The sequence below is a fragment of the Halomarina rubra genome, from assembly GCF_023699475.1.
In the GTDB taxonomy this organism is placed as follows: domain Archaea; phylum Halobacteriota; class Halobacteria; order Halobacteriales; family Haloarculaceae; genus Halomarina; species Halomarina rubra.
Genome location: NZ_JALXFV010000008.1, coordinates 346,942 through 361,367 on the forward strand (window position 1 = coordinate 346,942; position 14,426 = coordinate 361,367).

The 14,426-nt window shown below is 68.7% G+C and carries 16 protein-coding genes; 7 read left to right on the forward strand and 9 right to left on the reverse strand.

The features are described 5' to 3' along the window. Nucleotides 1–26: 26 nt before the first annotated feature. The gene (locus M1L36_RS16675) at nt 27–233 is read left to right on the forward strand and encodes a hypothetical protein (RefSeq protein ID WP_250874864.1); all 207 of its coding nucleotides are present in this window, start codon (nt 27–29) and stop codon (nt 231–233) included. A gap of 328 nt (nt 234–561) precedes the next feature. Here M1L36_RS16675 and pyrF read toward each other — a convergent pair whose 3' ends face one another. Next, nucleotides 562–1,353 carry an orotidine-5'-phosphate decarboxylase gene (gene pyrF / locus M1L36_RS16680; protein WP_250874865.1) on the reverse strand — a complete coding sequence of 264 codons (792 nt, stop codon included), beginning with the start codon at nt 1,351–1,353 and terminating at the stop codon, nt 562–564. A gap of 161 nt (nt 1,354–1,514) precedes the next feature. Between pyrF and M1L36_RS16685 the strand changes: the two genes are divergently transcribed. After that, nucleotides 1,515–1,694 (forward strand): hypothetical protein, encoded by a 180-nt coding sequence (locus tag M1L36_RS16685; RefSeq protein WP_250874866.1) that lies wholly within the window; start codon nt 1,515–1,517, stop codon nt 1,692–1,694. 95 nt (nt 1,695–1,789) lie between these two features. After that, entirely contained in the window at nt 1,790–2,572 is a 783-nt protein-coding gene (locus tag M1L36_RS16690) for a PHP domain-containing protein (protein WP_250874867.1), read from the forward strand. Nucleotides 2,573–2,637: 65 nt separating this feature from the next. On the opposite strand, the gene M1L36_RS16695 is transcribed toward M1L36_RS16690, so the two are convergent. The 3 genes from M1L36_RS16695 to M1L36_RS16705 all read right to left on the reverse strand — a co-directional run bounded on the left by M1L36_RS16695 (nt 2,638) and on the right by M1L36_RS16705 (nt 4,919). After that, on the reverse strand, nt 2,638–3,945 hold the full coding sequence (locus M1L36_RS16695) for an oxidoreductase (RefSeq protein WP_250874868.1): 1,308 nt from the start codon (nt 3,943–3,945) through the stop codon (nt 2,638–2,640). Between the two features lie 75 nt (nt 3,946–4,020). Next, nucleotides 4,021–4,476: a DUF7993 family protein gene (locus tag M1L36_RS16700; protein ID WP_250874869.1), complete on the reverse strand. Its 456-nt coding sequence runs from the start codon at nt 4,474–4,476 to the stop codon at nt 4,021–4,023. Beyond that, entirely contained in the window at nt 4,473–4,919 is a 447-nt protein-coding gene (locus tag M1L36_RS16705) for a DUF2240 family protein (RefSeq protein WP_250874870.1), read from the reverse strand. The genes M1L36_RS16700 and M1L36_RS16705 overlap by 4 nt, the downstream gene beginning before the upstream one ends. 93 nt (nt 4,920–5,012) lie before the next feature. On the opposite strand from M1L36_RS16705, the gene M1L36_RS16710 reads away from it, so the two are divergent. Beyond that, nucleotides 5,013–5,384 carry a 30S ribosomal protein S8e gene (locus tag M1L36_RS16710; protein WP_250874871.1) on the forward strand — a complete coding sequence of 124 codons (372 nt, stop codon included), beginning with the start codon at nt 5,013–5,015 and terminating at the stop codon, nt 5,382–5,384. A 161-nt stretch (nt 5,385–5,545) separates the two neighbouring features. On the opposite strand, the gene M1L36_RS16715 is transcribed toward M1L36_RS16710, so the two are convergent. Continuing rightward, on the reverse strand, nt 5,546–6,541 hold the full coding sequence (locus M1L36_RS16715; RefSeq protein ID WP_250874872.1) for a phosphate uptake regulator PhoU: 996 nt from the start codon (nt 6,539–6,541) through the stop codon (nt 5,546–5,548). A 294-nt stretch (nt 6,542–6,835) separates the two neighbouring features. On the opposite strand from M1L36_RS16715, the gene phoU reads away from it, so the two are divergent. Next, entirely contained in the window at nt 6,836–7,507 is a 672-nt protein-coding gene (gene phoU / locus M1L36_RS16720) for a phosphate signaling complex protein PhoU (protein ID WP_250874873.1), read from the forward strand. Between the two features lie 219 nt (nt 7,508–7,726). Here phoU and M1L36_RS16725 read toward each other — a convergent pair whose 3' ends face one another. Continuing rightward, complete coding sequence (locus tag M1L36_RS16725; RefSeq protein WP_250874874.1) at nt 7,727–9,946, reverse strand: CDC48 family AAA ATPase; 2,220 nt, start codon at nt 9,944–9,946, stop codon at nt 7,727–7,729. 261 nt (nt 9,947–10,207) lie between these two features. Here M1L36_RS16725 and larC point away from each other — a divergent pair, with 261 nt between their 5' ends. After that, nucleotides 10,208–11,584, forward strand: a complete 1,377-nt coding sequence (gene larC / locus M1L36_RS16730) for a nickel pincer cofactor biosynthesis protein LarC (protein ID WP_250874875.1) — start codon at nt 10,208–10,210, stop codon at nt 11,582–11,584. A 9-nt stretch (nt 11,585–11,593) separates the two neighbouring features. Here larC and M1L36_RS16735 read toward each other — a convergent pair whose 3' ends face one another. Together M1L36_RS16735 and radB are read right to left on the reverse strand one after the other, a co-directional pair. Next, nucleotides 11,594–12,361 carry a hypothetical protein gene (locus tag M1L36_RS16735; RefSeq protein ID WP_250874876.1) on the reverse strand — a complete coding sequence of 256 codons (768 nt, stop codon included), beginning with the start codon at nt 12,359–12,361 and terminating at the stop codon, nt 11,594–11,596. Between the two features lie 107 nt (nt 12,362–12,468). Then, on the reverse strand, nt 12,469–13,161 hold the full coding sequence (gene radB, locus M1L36_RS16740) for a DNA repair and recombination protein RadB (RefSeq protein WP_250874877.1): 693 nt from the start codon (nt 13,159–13,161) through the stop codon (nt 12,469–12,471). Nucleotides 13,162–13,302: 141 nt separating this feature from the next. Between radB and M1L36_RS16745 the strand changes: the two genes are divergently transcribed. Continuing rightward, nucleotides 13,303–14,004, forward strand: coding sequence for a helix-turn-helix domain-containing protein (locus M1L36_RS16745; RefSeq protein ID WP_250874878.1), 702 nt, complete (start codon nt 13,303–13,305; stop codon nt 14,002–14,004). Between the two features lie 8 nt (nt 14,005–14,012). On the opposite strand, the gene M1L36_RS16750 is transcribed toward M1L36_RS16745, so the two are convergent. Beyond that, complete coding sequence (locus M1L36_RS16750; RefSeq protein WP_250874879.1) at nt 14,013–14,363, reverse strand: DUF7344 domain-containing protein; 351 nt, start codon at nt 14,361–14,363, stop codon at nt 14,013–14,015. Nucleotides 14,364–14,426: the final 63 nt, after the last annotated feature.

Below are 14,426 nucleotides of genomic sequence, written 5' to 3' on the forward strand. Positions count from 1 at the left end.
ACCGACGGTAGCCGGTACGGCCGGGTATGAGCGTCACCGGACTGTGCGAACTCTGTACGACGAACGAGGTCGTCGACGGCTGTGACCGCTGTGGCCGACTCGTCTGCGAGACCCACTACGACGAGCAGACCGGCCTCTGCACGGACTGTCTCAAGGAGGCCGGCGGCAGACCCGCTGGCGAGGAGGACGTCCAACCCGACGGTCCGGACGGGGTCGACACCTACCAGTTCTGAGCCGTCGTCGCCGCGACTATGGCCGCCGGCGAGACTCGTCGTATGGCCGCCTCTCCGACCCACACTCGCTCGTCTCGACGCACGGGTCCCGGTCGGTCCTAATCTATTAGGTGGAACCATCAGGTGTCACCCCGGCGTCTCCCGAGACGAAGCAGGCGGGGTCAATTCCGTTCGTGGGCACGAATATGGAAGGCTCACCTGCCTGCTTCTTCCTCACACCGTCAGTTCGCCGAGCGACGCCGCTCGGCACGACGCGCTATCACACTCATTGCGTGATACGACGGTCCGCGAAACACGACCAGCGACGACGCCGACCGGTCCGAGTCGGTCAGCGGTGACGATTCAGCCGTCCCGCGAGACGCTTCGCGGCCCGGCCCGCGGCCTTGTCGAACGTCTCACCCTCGCCCGCGAAGATGATGCCGCGCGAGGAGTTGACGAGGCCGACGCCGTCCGCGAGGCCGAACTCCACGGCCGCCTCCGCGTCGCCGCCTTGCGCACCGACGCCGGGGACGAGGAAGGGGAGGTCCGGCACCAGTTCGCGGACGCGTTCGAGTTCGTCGGGCGTCGTCGCACCGACGACCAGTCCGACGTTGCCTTCGACGTTCCACTCGCTCGCGCGCTGGGCGACGTACTCGTAGAGGTGCTTGCCGTTGCCGACTTCGAGGTTCTGGAAGTCCGAACCGCCGGGGTTCGACGTGCGACAGAGGACGAACACACCCTTCTCCGAGCGCGAGAGGAACGGTTCGAGCGCGTCGCGACCGAGGTAGGGGTTGACCGTGATGGCGTCGGCGTGGTCGAGCAGTTTCGCGTACTGGCGGGCGGTGTTACCGATGTCGGCGCGCTTGGCGTCGAGGAGGACGGGGACCCCCTTCCCCTCGGCGTAGGCGATGGTCTCACGCAGCGCACGCCAGCCGTCGGCGTCCTCGTAGAACGCGACGTTCGGCTTGTAGCAGGCGGCGTACTCGTGGGTCGCGTCGACGATGCGCCGGTTGAACGCCCACCGCGGTAGGTCGTGGTCCGCGAGGTGGTCGGGGAGTCGCTTCGGGTCGGGGTCGAGGCCGACGCTGACGACGCTGTCGACGGCGTCGATGCGCGCGCCGAGTCGCTCGAAGAAGCTCATTGCGAGCGGTGATGCGCCCACCGAATAGAGTGTTGCTATCTCCGCGCAGTTACAGCTAAGTGACCTGTCTTCTTTCGTGAGTGTATGTCGTCACGCCGTGCGGTCTGCTGGCGAGTCGTGAGCGATGTGGTTGTGTCCGTCCTGCGCGAGCGCGACCGCACGTGACGCGACCACACCTCCACCGGGCGCTGGTCGCTGCCTGGGTGCTCGCGTGGGCGTTCGGGGTCGCGATGGTGCTGGCGGTCCCACGCTGCGGTCACGTCTGTCCTGCACCCACGCTCGCCGTCGTCGCGTTCGTCGTCGGGACCGTGGCCATCCTCCTCGACGACGTGGTCGGCTGACCGAACCGTGACACCCGTCGACGTGACTCGTTTTCGCGAGGCTCAGTGTGTAGCCGGAACCCCTCTATACGGACAGGCCTCCAGTACCGACAGTCATGGGCCGCGAGGTATCCGTCGCGCTCGACCCACACGTCCACTCGGAGGGGTCGTACGACGGCCACGAACCGGTGGAACGGCTGCTCGAACGGGCGGTCGAGGTCGGACTGGACGGCATCGTCGTCACCGACCACGACACCATCGAGGAGTCGCTTCGCGCGGCCGAGTTGGCCCCCGAGTACGGCCTCGTCGGCATCCCCGGCGTCGAGGTGTCGACCGCGGACGGCCACCTGCTCGCCATCGGCGTCGAGCAGTGTCCCGCCGCGGGCGAACCGTTCGCAGACACCGTCGACCGCGTCCGGGAACTGGGCGGCGTCGCCGTCGTCCCCCACCCGTTCCAGCGGACCCGCCACGGTGTCGGCAAGGGCGTCGTCGAGGACTGCGACGCTGTCGAGGTGTACAACGCCTGGGTGTTCACGGGCTATCGGAACCACCGTGCCAAACACTTCGCCGACGCGAACGGCTACCCCGGCGTCGCCGCCAGCGACGCCCACTCTGCGGCGTACGTCGGGCGGGCGTACACCGAGATGCTACTCGAGGTCGACTCGTTCGACGAGTTGACCGCGGACCGTATCGTCACGGAGCTCGCGGGCGACGGCGCGTCTATCGCGGGTCATCGCCAACCGCTGTGGCGCAGCGCGAGCCACTACGCCGCCTGTACGGGGCGGAAGGCACGCGGCGTCGACCCGCGACGACCGTCGCTCCGGACGCTCGGCGCGCTGGCTGGTGGCGTCGTCGCCGGCAGCGTCGCCCGTCGCGGCGTCGGCCAGTTCCGCTCGTAGTAAGACGCGGCGTGGGGCGGAACTCGGAGTCCGACCCCCGACTCGTTCTCTCCTCTCGGTCGTAGTCAGTCGCGGTCGTACGCGCCCGCCCGCTCCAGTTCACCACGTTCGCGGAGCACCGACGGCGTCCGGCACATCCCCGGCGCACCGGTCGCCTGCGGGACGATGCAGTTGTTGCAGTCCGCACAGAGCGCCGCGCTCTCGGCGTCGGCCAGCAGTCGCGCCGGCAGTTCCGGTTCCGCGTAGAACGGTCGGCCGAGACCGACCGCGTCGGCGGCCGCCGGTGCCCCGCCGTTCCCGAGCAGGCGGTCGATCTGCCCGCGCTCGCGGACGCCACCCTCACAGAGCACGGGGACGTCGACGCGCTGGCGGACGCGCCGGCAGAGGTCGGCGTTCCACCCACGTGCGGGCGGGTTGCGGACCGCCTCGACGCGCGTGGCGGCGGCGACGAGACGCGCTCGCAGGCGACTCCCGAACGCCGCCTCGTAGCCCGACTGGAACTGGCTGGCGGCCCACCCGCGCCGTGGGTACTCCCCCCGAATCAGGCTCATGTCCCAGAACGTCGAGCCGTGGACGGGGACGAGCGCGTCGTAGCCGTACTCGGCGAGGCGGACCGCGAGGGCGACCGCGTCGTCGGTCGACAGCCCCGTCCGGACGAACGGCGGGCGGTGTTCTTCCGTCGGGACCTTCGTGAACAGCGGCACGTCGCCCGCCCGTTCGCGAATCTCGTCGTGGACCAGTTCGAGGAAGCGCCCGCCGTCCGCGAACTCGTCCTCGCGGCGGTTGTAGTACGGCGAGCAGAACTGCTGGACGATGCCCATGTTGGCACTGGAGAGGTGGACGCCGTCGTAGCCCACGTCGACGGCGCGACGGGCCGCACGACCGAAGTCGGCCGCCAGTTCGTACACCTCCGCCGTGGAGAGGACGTGTGCGTCGTACTCCAGAAAGCCGGTCTTCGCGGCGGCCCGGAGGTGGAACGGGACGGGCGAGACGGCCAACTGCTCGCGGTCGGCCGCGGCGCGGTACTCCCGGTGCCAGGTCTCCAGGCTCCGCAGGCCGCCGTGGTCGAGTTGGACGACGATGCGACCGCCCGCCTCGTGGACGGCCTCGGTGACGGCTCGCAGGCGTTCGGCCTTCTCGGCCGTGTCGATTCGCGTCATGTTCGGCGCGACGGCCCCTCCCTCGCCGCGGACGAGCGTCGCGCCCTGGAAGACGAGCCCCGCCCCGGCGCGCGCCGCGGGGACGAGTTCCTCGGCGAGACGTTCGCCGGCGTCGGCGTCGTCGCCCGCACACTCCAGCAGGGGCGCGCGATACAGTCGGTTCTGGAGGGTGAGACCGCCGATATCGAGCGGTTCGTCCAACGCCGCGGTCATGGCCGGAGCGAGGCGACCGCCGGGGAAAAGGGTGCGGACTACGACGGTAGCCGGTCGCTCGAGGAGCGCCCGGCGTCAGTCGTGGGCCGCGTCGTCGCTGGCCTCGACGGCCGCGTGGACGGCCGCGAGGACTCGCTTCACCTCGCCGCCGTCCTCGACGAACACGAGGGTGCGCGGCGGGTCGACGGCCTTCGGCCGGACACGGAGGTCGGCGTCCTGGGCGGCCGCGGCAACCGCGTCGACGCCGGCGCGGAACTCGACGCGGGCGCGGTCGTCGTGGGCGTACACGTCGGCGAGTCGGGTCCGCTCGCCGGTCCCGTCGCCTTTGCTCTCCGTCTCCTCGTCGGCAGCCACCGACTCGTGGAGGACGACGCCGTAGGCCAACTCGCCGAGTTCGTCCGGGTCGAGCGCGTCCGAGTCGGCGACGTCGACCAGTTCGAGACGGGCGAGCGGGCCGTCGGTCCGGGCGACGAGTTCGCTGGCGAGCAGTTGGGCGAGGCGGACGCCGAACGGCGGCGCGTCGTCGCTCATGCGGTCAGGTCCTCGCGCGCCCGCTCCGCGAACGTGGTCACGTCCAGACCCTGGCGGTGGGCGTAGAGCACGGCCGCGGCCTCGATGGTCAGGCCCGCCTCCGACTGGAGCGCGTTGATGGCCGCGACGGCCTCCTGTTTCTCCGTGCCCGCGTCGACGACGGCGTCGAGGATTCGCTGGAACGTCGAGCGCTCCTGGATGATGGACTCGTCGGGGGCGAACTCCTCGGGAATCCGCTCGTCGGTCGCGGGGAACTGCGCGATGAGGTCGCCCTCTTCGCGTGCGACGAGGCCCTCGCTGACGGCCACGTCGATGAGACGCTTTGCCTGGTCGGGGGAGAACCAGTCGCGGTCGAGACTCAACGCGACGACGAACTCGCTTTCGGCGATGCGCTCGCGCCCCTTCGCTCGGAACGGCGCGGCGACGGCCTGCCGGAGACTCATCGGCGGATGGGGGGTCGCGGGGGGCTAAAGCCCTCCGGACCGGGGCGCGGCCGCATCGAAGCCTTCTTGTCCGTCTCGGGGCTGGTTCACCGTATGAAATTCCAAGGGCGCTCGGAGACGAAGCGGACCGGGGGACGACGCCGTCCCATCCGGAAGAAGCGTAAACACCAGCTCGGCCACGCGGCGACGGAGACCCGCGTCGGCGACCAGAAGCTGAAGACCGTCGAGTCGTGGGGCGGCAACACGAAGGTCCGCGCCATCCAGACCGACGTCGCCAACGTCGCCACCGACGACGGCGTCGTCCACGCGACCATCGAGACCGTCGTCGAGAACGGCGCGGACCCGAACTACGCCCGCCGAAACATCATCACCCGCGGTGCGCTCATCGAGACCTCCGAAGGGAAGGCGCGCGTCACCTCGCGACCCGGCCAGGACGGGCAGGTCAACGCCGTCCTCGAAGAGTAACGACCGCGACCCGACCAGTTTTCTCACCCCGACCGCCGAGCGACGGCAGCGGTCGGGACCGATAGCTCGCCGCACCGACGCCGACGGACGGAGCGTTCGCTGTGGCGGTGGTACGTCCGGAAAACGGTGGTCGGGGGTCGGAGTCGAGGTGCAGGGTGGTGTTACGGTTTCGGTGCGGCCTTCTGCAGGGCGGTCTCGGCGATGTTGCCGCCGTAGTCGGCGGCCCGCGACAGCGAGTCGACGACGAGACCGAGCAGTTGGGCCTGCTGGGGGTCGAGGTCGCGGACCTCCTTGTCCACCTGGCGGGCGTAGTCGTCGACCTCGTCGACCTGTCTCCGTGTCGTGTTCGCCTGCCGGGTAGCGGTTTCGCTGTCGTCTTCGAGGAGCGCGTCCATCGACGTCTCGATGACGTCGTTGGCCTGCACCTGGAGCTCTTGGAGACTCTCGGCGGGCGTGTCGGGGACGTCCTCGAGGTCGAGGGCGAGTTCCGCGATCTTCGTCGCGTGGTCGGCGACGCGTTCGAGTTGCCGGGCGCTGGTGTGGTAGTCGAAACACACCTCCCGCGGGAGGCCGACCTCCGTCGCCGTCGACGGGTCACGGAGGACGCCGCGGAACACGCGCGAGGTCATGTACCAGAGGCGGTCGACGTCGTCGTCGCGCTCGACCACGTCGCTCGCGAGGTCGTCGTCGTTCTCGACGAGCGCCGTGATGGAGTCGGCGAGCATCGACAGCGCGACCAGTCGCATCCGGGTGATGGCGTTGACGATCGAGAGCTCCGAGGAGTCGAGGAGGTCCTGGAGCATGACCGTCTCACCGGTCTCACCGATGACCTCCAGGCCGACGAGGCGCTGGGCGGCCTCACGGATGGCGCGGCGCTGAGCGGCGGTGACGCGCGCCGTCTCCAGGTTGATGATGTCGAACCCGCTGACGTACATCGTCACGACCGCACGCATCAACTGCTCGCCGTCCAGGTCGGTGATGTCGAGCGTCCCCTCCGTCCGGTCTTCCTCGCTCTGGGGCGTCAACAGCAACGAGTCCTCCTCCGGGTAGAACTCGACGACGCTCCCGGCGCTGATGCCGTTGTCCGTCGCCCACGTCTTTGGTAGCGATACGGTGTACGTCGACCCGCCGGTCACCTGCACCTTCCGGGTTTCCATGGCAGAAGTTGTCCAGCGATAGCATATAAATCGATTCATCTCTATATACCGAATGCGAGGAGACCGGTCTCTCACCCACTCGACGCCACGAGACCCAATACGGACCCTGGGGTTCGGACTGCCATCGCGCCGGCCGCCAGCTCCACCGAGCGGCCATGACAGCGGTCCGCTCCGCACCGAACGTACTTCTATATATGCAAATTGTGCTAAATTGTACCATACGTTCGCATGAGTTAGTTATATGAATCTCCGTGGACACCGAACGAGTATGAACGCAGACGAGGTGAGCCACTGATGGCTCGACGGGGGTTCCAGGACCAACTCGTCTCGCTCGAAGAGGACGTCCTCTACATGAGCGAGTTGGTCTCGGAGCGACTCCGTATGGGGTTGAGCGCGCTCGAACAGAAAGACCGGGAGCTCGCGATGGAGGTCATCGAGGGAGACGACGAGATCAACAGCCTCTACCTCAAACTGGAGGGCGACTGCATCGACCTGCTGGCGCTCCAACAGCCAGTGGCGGGTGACCTCCGGTTCGTCGCGTCCTCGTTCAAGGTGATCACCGACCTCGAACGCATCGGCGACCTCGCGACGAACCTCGGGACCTACACGCTCGACGCCGAGCGCGACGTCTACCCCGACGTCGACGTCCAAGCCATCGGCGACATGACCGTCGAGATGATCGAGGACGCGATGACGGCCTACGAGAACGAGGACCCCGAGGCGTGTTTCGCCATCGCCGACCGCGACGACGAGCTGGACCGTCTCTGTGAACGAGCCTCCGAGATCGTCGTCCGTGACCTCATCGAGTCCGAGATAGAGGACGGCGAGGACGTCGAGAGTACGATGGCCGACGTCTCGCGACTGCTCCTGACGATTCGGGACCTCGAACGCGTCGGCGACCACGCGGTCAACATCGCCGCTCGAACCCTCTACATGGTCGAGAACAGCGACGAACTGATCTACTAGAACACCCAGGTTTTGCTGCGCTCACTCGCTCGCTGGCAAAACCTGGACTAAAAGCGCTCCCTCACTCCCTCACTCCCTCAGTCGCTACGCTCCTTCGAGGGTTCGGCCGGCCCGCTCGCTCGTTGCACTCGCTCGCGGTACTACAGAGAGCAACCGCTCGTCGGTGAGCGCGCGAGAACGAAGTCCGAGCGGGGGTGCCGCTCGTCGTGGTCGAGTGCGTTACTGGAAGCCGATGCGACCGGTCGACTGCTCCGGGCCGCGCGTGCCGCCGCGGAACTGGTCGGCGATCTCCTCGTAGTACGCCCGGATGTCGTCGTTGATGGTCGGGCGGACCGACTCCATGGCGGTGCGGAAGTGCCGCATCTCGACCTCGTCGGCGTCGTGGTCCTCGCGGAGCGCCTCGATGGCGGACTCACGCGCGATGGACTCGAGGTCCGACCCGACGTAGCCCGAGGTGACCTCCGCGAGTTCGCGCAGGCTCACGTCGGGAGCGAGCGGCGTCTTCTGCGTGTGGATACGCAGGATCTGCTCGCGACCCTCCAACTCGGGTTCGCCGATGAACACGAGGCGGTCGAACCGACCCGAACGGATGAGCGCCGGGTCGATCATGTCCGGACGGTTGGTCGCACCGATGACCATCACGTTCTCCATCTCCTCGAGGCCGTCCAACTCGGTCAGCAGCTGGTTGACGACCCGCTCGGAGACGTTCGACCCGACGTCGCCGCCCCGACCGGGCGCGAGCGAGTCGAGTTCGTCGAAGAAGATGACCGTCGGGGCCACCTGGCGGGCCTTCCGGAACGTCTGCCGGATGGCCTTCTCGGACTCGCCGACCCACTTCGACAGCAGTTGCGGGCCACGCACCGAGATGAAGTTCGCGTTCGTCTCGTTGGCGACGGCCTTCGCCATCAGGGTCTTCCCGGTGCCGGGCGGGCCGTAGAGGAGCACCCCGGACGGCGGGCTGACACCCATCCGTTCGAAGCGCTCGGGGGAGTTCATCGGCCACTCGACGGACTCCTGGACCTGCTGTTTGGCGTCGTCGAGGCCGCCGACGTCGTCCCAGGTGACCTTCGGGAGTTCGACGAGCACCTCGCGCATCGCCGAGGGGTCGACCTCGGAGAGCGCGCCGCGGAAGTCCCCCTTCTTGATGATCATCTTGTCGATGAGGCTCGGGGGGATGTCCTCCTGGTCGAGGTCGATCTCGGGGAGGTAGCGCCGCAGCGCCTTCATCGCGGCCTCCTTGGTCAGGGACTCGATGTCCGCACCGACGAAGCCGTGGGTCTCGTCGGCGAGGTGGTCGAGACTGACGTTGTCCGACAGCGGCATCCCGCGGGTGTGGATCTGGAGGATCTCCTTGCGACCCACCTCGTCGGGGACGCCGATCTCGATCTCGCGGTCGAACCGGCCCGGACGACGCAGGGCGGGGTCGACGGAGTCGACGCGGTTCGTCGCCGCGATGACGATGACCTGGCCACGCGATTCGAGGCCGTCCATCATCGTCAGCAGTTGGGCGACGACACGACGCTCGACCTCGCCGGTGACGTCCTCGCGCTTCGGGGCGATGGAGTCGAGTTCGTCGATGAAGATGATGCTCGGGGACTCCTCGCTGGCGTCCTCGAATATCTCGCGTAACTGCTGTTCGGACTCGCCGTAGTACTTCGAGATGATCTCCGGGCCGGCGATGGAGAAGAAACTCGCCGAGGTCTCGTTGGCGACGGCCTTGGCGAGCAGCGTCTTCCCGGTGCCCGGCGGCCCGTGGAGCAACACCCCCTGTGGCGGCTCGATGCCGAGTTTCTTGAATATCTGAGGGTGTTTCATCGGCAGTTCGACCATCTCGCGGACCCGCTGGATCTCACCCTGGAGGCCGCCGATGTCCTCGTAGGTGATGCCGCCGCCGGTCTTCTCGAAGCCCGAGATCGGCTCCTCGCGGAGTTCGACCTCGGTGTCCTCGGTGATGAGACAGACGCCCTCGGGTTCGGTCTCGACGGCGATGAGCGGAATCGCCTGTCCCGGGGAGCGCATGAACGGGTGGTTCGTAGAGGACATCACGGGCACGATGTCGCGCTCGACGACCGGCCGTTTGAGGATCTGGCGTTTGACCATGCCGGCGGCGTCAGAGCCGAACTGGACCGACGCCTCCTCGGGTGGCGCGAGGACGAGTTTCTCGGCTTTCGTGGCCTCGGCCTTCCGAATCGTCACGCGCTCGCCGATGCCCACGTCGGCGTTCTGCCGAGTGAACCCGTCGATGCGGACGGTGTCGGTGTTCCAGTCCTGTCGGTCGGCGCGCCAGACCTTCGCCGCGGTCGTGTCGCCGCCCTCGATCTCGATGATGTCTCCAGGACTCAGCTTCAGGTGCAACAGCGTATCCGGGTCGAGGCGTGCGATGCCGCGCCCCGAGTCGTTGGGGTACGCCTTCGCCACCTCTAGTTGGACTTCGTTCATTACGGGGGTATGGTGTGTCGTCCGGTACGGCCGGACATATCCCTTTTGCTCATGTGTCACACACGTACGCGAGTGCGACGGGCGATACCACGACCGACGGCCTCCGTCGCCCTTGTAATACGCCTGCTACTTCAAGTAGCTTGCCGGGTCGAACGGTTCCGACCGGTGGTAGGCCCATGCTACCGCGGAACATGACAGGTCGGCGCGGTCGCGGGGGCAGGTCCCGGACCGTTTTAGCCCACGCCGCGCCGAGCGATGCGCATGAAGACGCTCGCGTTCGACGGCCGGATGGGTGCCAGCGGCGACATGCTCCTCGGCGCACTGCTCGCCGCCGGTGCGGACTCGTCAGTCCTCGACCCGGTCGAGGCGGCACTGCCGGTCCACTACGACGTCGGCGAGGCCGAGAAGAACGGTATCGTCGCGACCCGGGTCGTCGTTCGACTGGACGACGCCGACGGTCACGGCGCGGACCACAAGAGCCACGACTCGTCCACCGACCACCCCCACGACGGCGACGGTCACTCACACCCCCACGACCACGACGACCACGGACACCAGCACCACCACGGCGACGAGAACGGCGGGCACGACCACCAGCACGACGACCACCAGCACGACGACCACCACCCCGACGACCACGCCGAGGGCCACGGCCACCTCCGGACGTACCCCGAAGTCGTCGAACTGGTCGAGGGGATGGGCCTCCCGCCGGCGGTCGAACGCGACGCGCTCGCCACCTTCGAACTGCTCGGGGAGGCCGAGGCGCGGGTCCACGGCACCGACCTCGGCGAGACGCACTTCCACGAGGTCGGCGCGGACGACGCAATCGCCGACGTCGTCGGCGTCTGTCTCCTCCTCGAGGACCTCGGCGTCGAACGTGTGGTGACGACGCCGCTCGCCACGGGCGGCGGCGAGGTGTCGATGAGTCACGGCACCTACCCCGTGCCCACGCCCGCGACGACGAACCTCGCCGCCGAGGCGTCGTGGTCGCTGCGCGGCGGCCCCGTCGAGATGGAACTGCTCACCCCGACCGGTGCGGCGCTGCTCGCTCACTTCGCCGAGGGCGTCGAGTCGCTGCCGACGCTCGGAGTCGAGCGCTCGGGCTACGGTGCGGGCGGCTACGACGTGTCCGAGTACCCGAACGCCCTCCGAGCAATCGTCGGCGAGTCGGTGGACAGCCTGCGCCGCGACCCCGTCCGAGTGCTGGAGACGAACGTCGACGACGTCGCTCCCGAAGTGCTCGGCAGCCTCCACGAGACGCTCGCCGAGGTCGGCGCACGGGACGTGTCGGTCCTCCCGACGACGATGAAGAAGTCCCGACCCGGTCACCTCGTGAAGGTCGTCGTGAGTGCCGAGGACGCAGACCGCGTCGCCCGGCGACTCGCCGAGGAGACCGGGACGCTCGGCGTCCGCGAGACGGGCGTCCGCCACCGGTTCGTCGCCGACCGTGCCTTCGAGACGGCGCGGGTCGAGGTCGACGGTGAGACCTACGAGGTGGCGGTGAAACTCGCCAGCGCGGGCGAGGAGCGCTTCGACGTGAGCGCGGAGTTCGACGACGCGCAGGCGGTCGCTCGCGAGACGGGCCTGCCCGTCCGCGAGGTGATGCGCCGCGCCGAGGAGTCCGTTCGGAGCGAGTAGTCTCCCGACTCACTCCTCGGTCGTCTCTCCGGCCTCGTCACCGCCGTTCTCGCGGTGTTCGGCGAGCGCCTCGTCCATCGTCAACTCCCCGCGGGCGACCCGGCGGGCGAGTCCCTCGGTGATGGTCCGGTCGCCCTCGCTGTGCTCTCTGGAGCGACGCTTGATGACCTGCAGTTCGCCCTTCGTGGGCGTGATGTCGCGTCCCTCGATGCGTTCGCCCGACCGGCGAGCGATGTTGACCGCCGCGAGGACGTCGCCCATCCCGCGTGCGCCGGTGCCGAGGTACGGGGTGGTGCCCGTCTCGTCGACGAGTTCCAGCGGTATCTCGGGGAGGTCGTCGACGATGCGCGACCCGTCGAGGCGTGCGCCGTCGCCGATGCGAATCGTGGGGTCGACGGCGTCCTCCAACTCCCGCCGGACGACGTCGCCGACGTCCGCACGCGGCACCTGGAACGCGGCGACGACGGTGTCGCCGACGACGACGGCGATGCCGGGGCGGTCGCCGGGGTCGATACCGACGACGGTCCGGGCGTCGCCGTCCCGGATGAGCGCCAGCGCCTCCTCGACCGCCGCTCGGGGGTCTTCGGGGTCCGCCCGGACCACGTCGACCGAGAGCTGTTCGGGGTACACCTCGTCGTCGGGGCCGGTGACGAGCAGCGTCGTCCCGTCGGGGAGCTCCTCGTCCACCTCCAGGGTGGTGAACTCGACGCTCCGCTCGCGGAGCTCGTTGACGACGCCGTGGTACACCTCGAAGTCCTCGGTGGCGACGACTATCACGAGCGACGTTGCCCCCCGATTCCCAAAAAACTCTCCCGACGTCCGCGTTCGACGTGACGGTCGCCGCGTCGTATCGATTCCACCCGTGTGACCCGCCAGCGCCGGGTCTAGGGTTCGTCCCCGGCGACGAGGCCGTCGTCGGTGATGCGGAACCGAACGTTGCCGCCCGCGGGTTTCGAGCGGTGTTTCTCCAGAGTCGCCCGGCGGTTGCCCCCCCGGAACCGTTCGAGGCGGACGACGGCCGCCGACCAGTGACTCAGCGTGTGTCCCCCCAGGCCGCGCGAGCGGTCGCTGTCGGGGTCGGTGAACACCTGGTTCGTGATGAGCACCGCGACGTCGTGGCGACGCGCGAGGCTCAGCAGGTGGGTGATCTGGCGGACGACCTTCCGGAGCGCCGCGCCCTCGTCGTCGTTGTCGCGTTCGAGGCGGTAGAACCCGGTCGCGCTGTCGAGGACGACGAGGTCGACCTGCGAGGCGACCTCCGCGGCGTCCTTGACGGCTTCCTCCTGTTCGGCGAAGTCGAGTGCCTCGCTGACGATGACCCGGGAGGCGATGTCCTCGACCTCGTCGTCGCCACTCGCCGCCCGCGCTAACTGTTCGAAGCGGTCGGGCGAGATGCCTTCGGTGTCGATGTAGAGGGCGCTCCCGCCTCGGGCGGCGACGCCGACGGCCGCCGAGAGGGCGAGGTTCGTCTTCCCGGCCGCGGGTGCCCCGTACACCTGGGTCACTGCACTCCGTTCGAGGCCACCGTCCAGCAGGTCGTCGAGGGGGGCACACCCGGTCGAGATGTGGTCGCTCACTGCGCGAGCGTTCGTGTGGCCGCAGTAAAACGTCCCCGGTACGCCGCGCCGTGACCGGTCGCGCTCGTCGCCGACCGCCGACCGAGACGCCGTCGACGGCGGAGACGCCACCCATATGAGCGTCGCGTGCGCGGGTCGCGCATGGAACCCCGACACACCCTCGCCCAGCAGATGGCCGGCGAGGTGGTGATGAGCGACGACCCCGGCGGCACGCTCCGGAAGTGGCGGACGGACTTCGACGTCCCCCAGACCGACCTCGCGGGCCACCTCGACGTCTCGCCGTCGGTCGTCTCGGACTACGAGTCCGGCCGCCGTCAGAACCCCGGCATCGGCGTCGTCCGTCGTCTCGTCGAGGGACTGCTCGACATCGACGAGTCCCGCGGTGGAGGGCGCATCCGCCAGCACGCCCGCGTCCTCTCGGCGGGGTTCGACAGCGACGCCGTCCTCGACCTCCGGGAGTACCCGACTGCCGTGCCGCTGTCGCGGTTCTACGACGCCATCGACGCGACCGAACTCGTCGAAGGGACGGCGACGACCATCGCCGGCCACACGGTCATCGACTCCATCGAGGCCATCACGCGCCTCTCGTCGGAGGAGTTCTACCGACTGTACGGCCAGTCGACGAACCGCGCGCTCGTGTTCACGAACGTGACGCGCGGGGAGTCGCCGCTGGTGGCACTGCGGGTCGTGACACCGACGCCGACGGCCGTCGTCCTCCACGGCATCGACCCCGAGGAGACGTGGGAGCACGCCGCCGACCTCGCGCGAGCGGAGGGCTACTCACTGGCGGTGACGGGTCTGGAGACGAACGCGATGCTCGACGCGACGCGCGAAGTCGCCTGAGAATTCCGCTACAGTGCGTCGAGGGCCGTCTCCTCGACGTCGAGCACGAGGCCGTCGGCGTCGGCGCGGACGTACCCCTCGTGGAGCAGTTTCGGCAGGTGGACGTGGTGGAGTGCGATCGCGACGGGCTTGGTCGCGTCCTCGGCGAGCGTGTCCGGTGCGCTCTGGGTCTCGCTGGCGGCGATGGCCACGACGAGTTCGTCGAACGAGACGGGTGCGTCACACTCCGCGAGATACGCCAACGCCCGACGACGCCGCCCGTCCGCGAACACGTCCAGGCGGCCGCCGCTTTCGGTCTCACTACTGAGCGGGCTGACTGGTGCCGCCGGGACTCCGGCGTGCTTCTCTATCTCCGACATCACAGTCCTGCCTTACGAGTAGAGGCCCCTGAACGCAAGGGCTAGACAGTTAATCACTGCTAT

What these genes read in the sequence shown, in the direction of transcription:
- M1L36_RS16675 (WP_250874864.1), top strand. Translation starts at nt 27, where the DNA reads ATGAGCGTCACCGGACTGTGCGAACTCTGTACGACGAACGAGGTCGTC.
- pyrF (WP_250874865.1), bottom strand. Translation starts at nt 1,353, where the DNA reads ATGAGCTTCTTCGAGCGACTCGGCGCGCGCATCGACGCCGTCGACAGC.
- M1L36_RS16690 (WP_250874867.1), top strand. Translation starts at nt 1,790, where the DNA reads ATGGGCCGCGAGGTATCCGTCGCGCTCGACCCACACGTCCACTCGGAG.
- M1L36_RS16695 (WP_250874868.1), bottom strand. Translation starts at nt 3,945, where the DNA reads ATGACCGCGGCGTTGGACGAACCGCTCGATATCGGCGGTCTCACCCTC.
- M1L36_RS16700 (WP_250874869.1), bottom strand. Translation starts at nt 4,476, where the DNA reads ATGAGCGACGACGCGCCGCCGTTCGGCGTCCGCCTCGCCCAACTGCTC.
- M1L36_RS16705 (WP_250874870.1), bottom strand. Translation starts at nt 4,919, where the DNA reads ATGAGTCTCCGGCAGGCCGTCGCCGCGCCGTTCCGAGCGAAGGGGCGC.
- M1L36_RS16710 (WP_250874871.1), top strand. Translation starts at nt 5,013, where the DNA reads ATGAAATTCCAAGGGCGCTCGGAGACGAAGCGGACCGGGGGACGACGC.
- M1L36_RS16715 (WP_250874872.1), bottom strand. Translation starts at nt 6,541, where the DNA reads ATGGAAACCCGGAAGGTGCAGGTGACCGGCGGGTCGACGTACACCGTA.
- phoU (WP_250874873.1), top strand. Translation starts at nt 6,836, where the DNA reads ATGGCTCGACGGGGGTTCCAGGACCAACTCGTCTCGCTCGAAGAGGAC.
- M1L36_RS16725 (WP_250874874.1), bottom strand. Translation starts at nt 9,946, where the DNA reads ATGAACGAAGTCCAACTAGAGGTGGCGAAGGCGTACCCCAACGACTCG.
- larC (WP_250874875.1), top strand. Translation starts at nt 10,208, where the DNA reads ATGAAGACGCTCGCGTTCGACGGCCGGATGGGTGCCAGCGGCGACATG.
- M1L36_RS16745 (WP_250874878.1), top strand. Translation starts at nt 13,303, where the DNA reads ATGGAACCCCGACACACCCTCGCCCAGCAGATGGCCGGCGAGGTGGTG.
- M1L36_RS16750 (WP_250874879.1), bottom strand. Translation starts at nt 14,363, where the DNA reads ATGTCGGAGATAGAGAAGCACGCCGGAGTCCCGGCGGCACCAGTCAGC.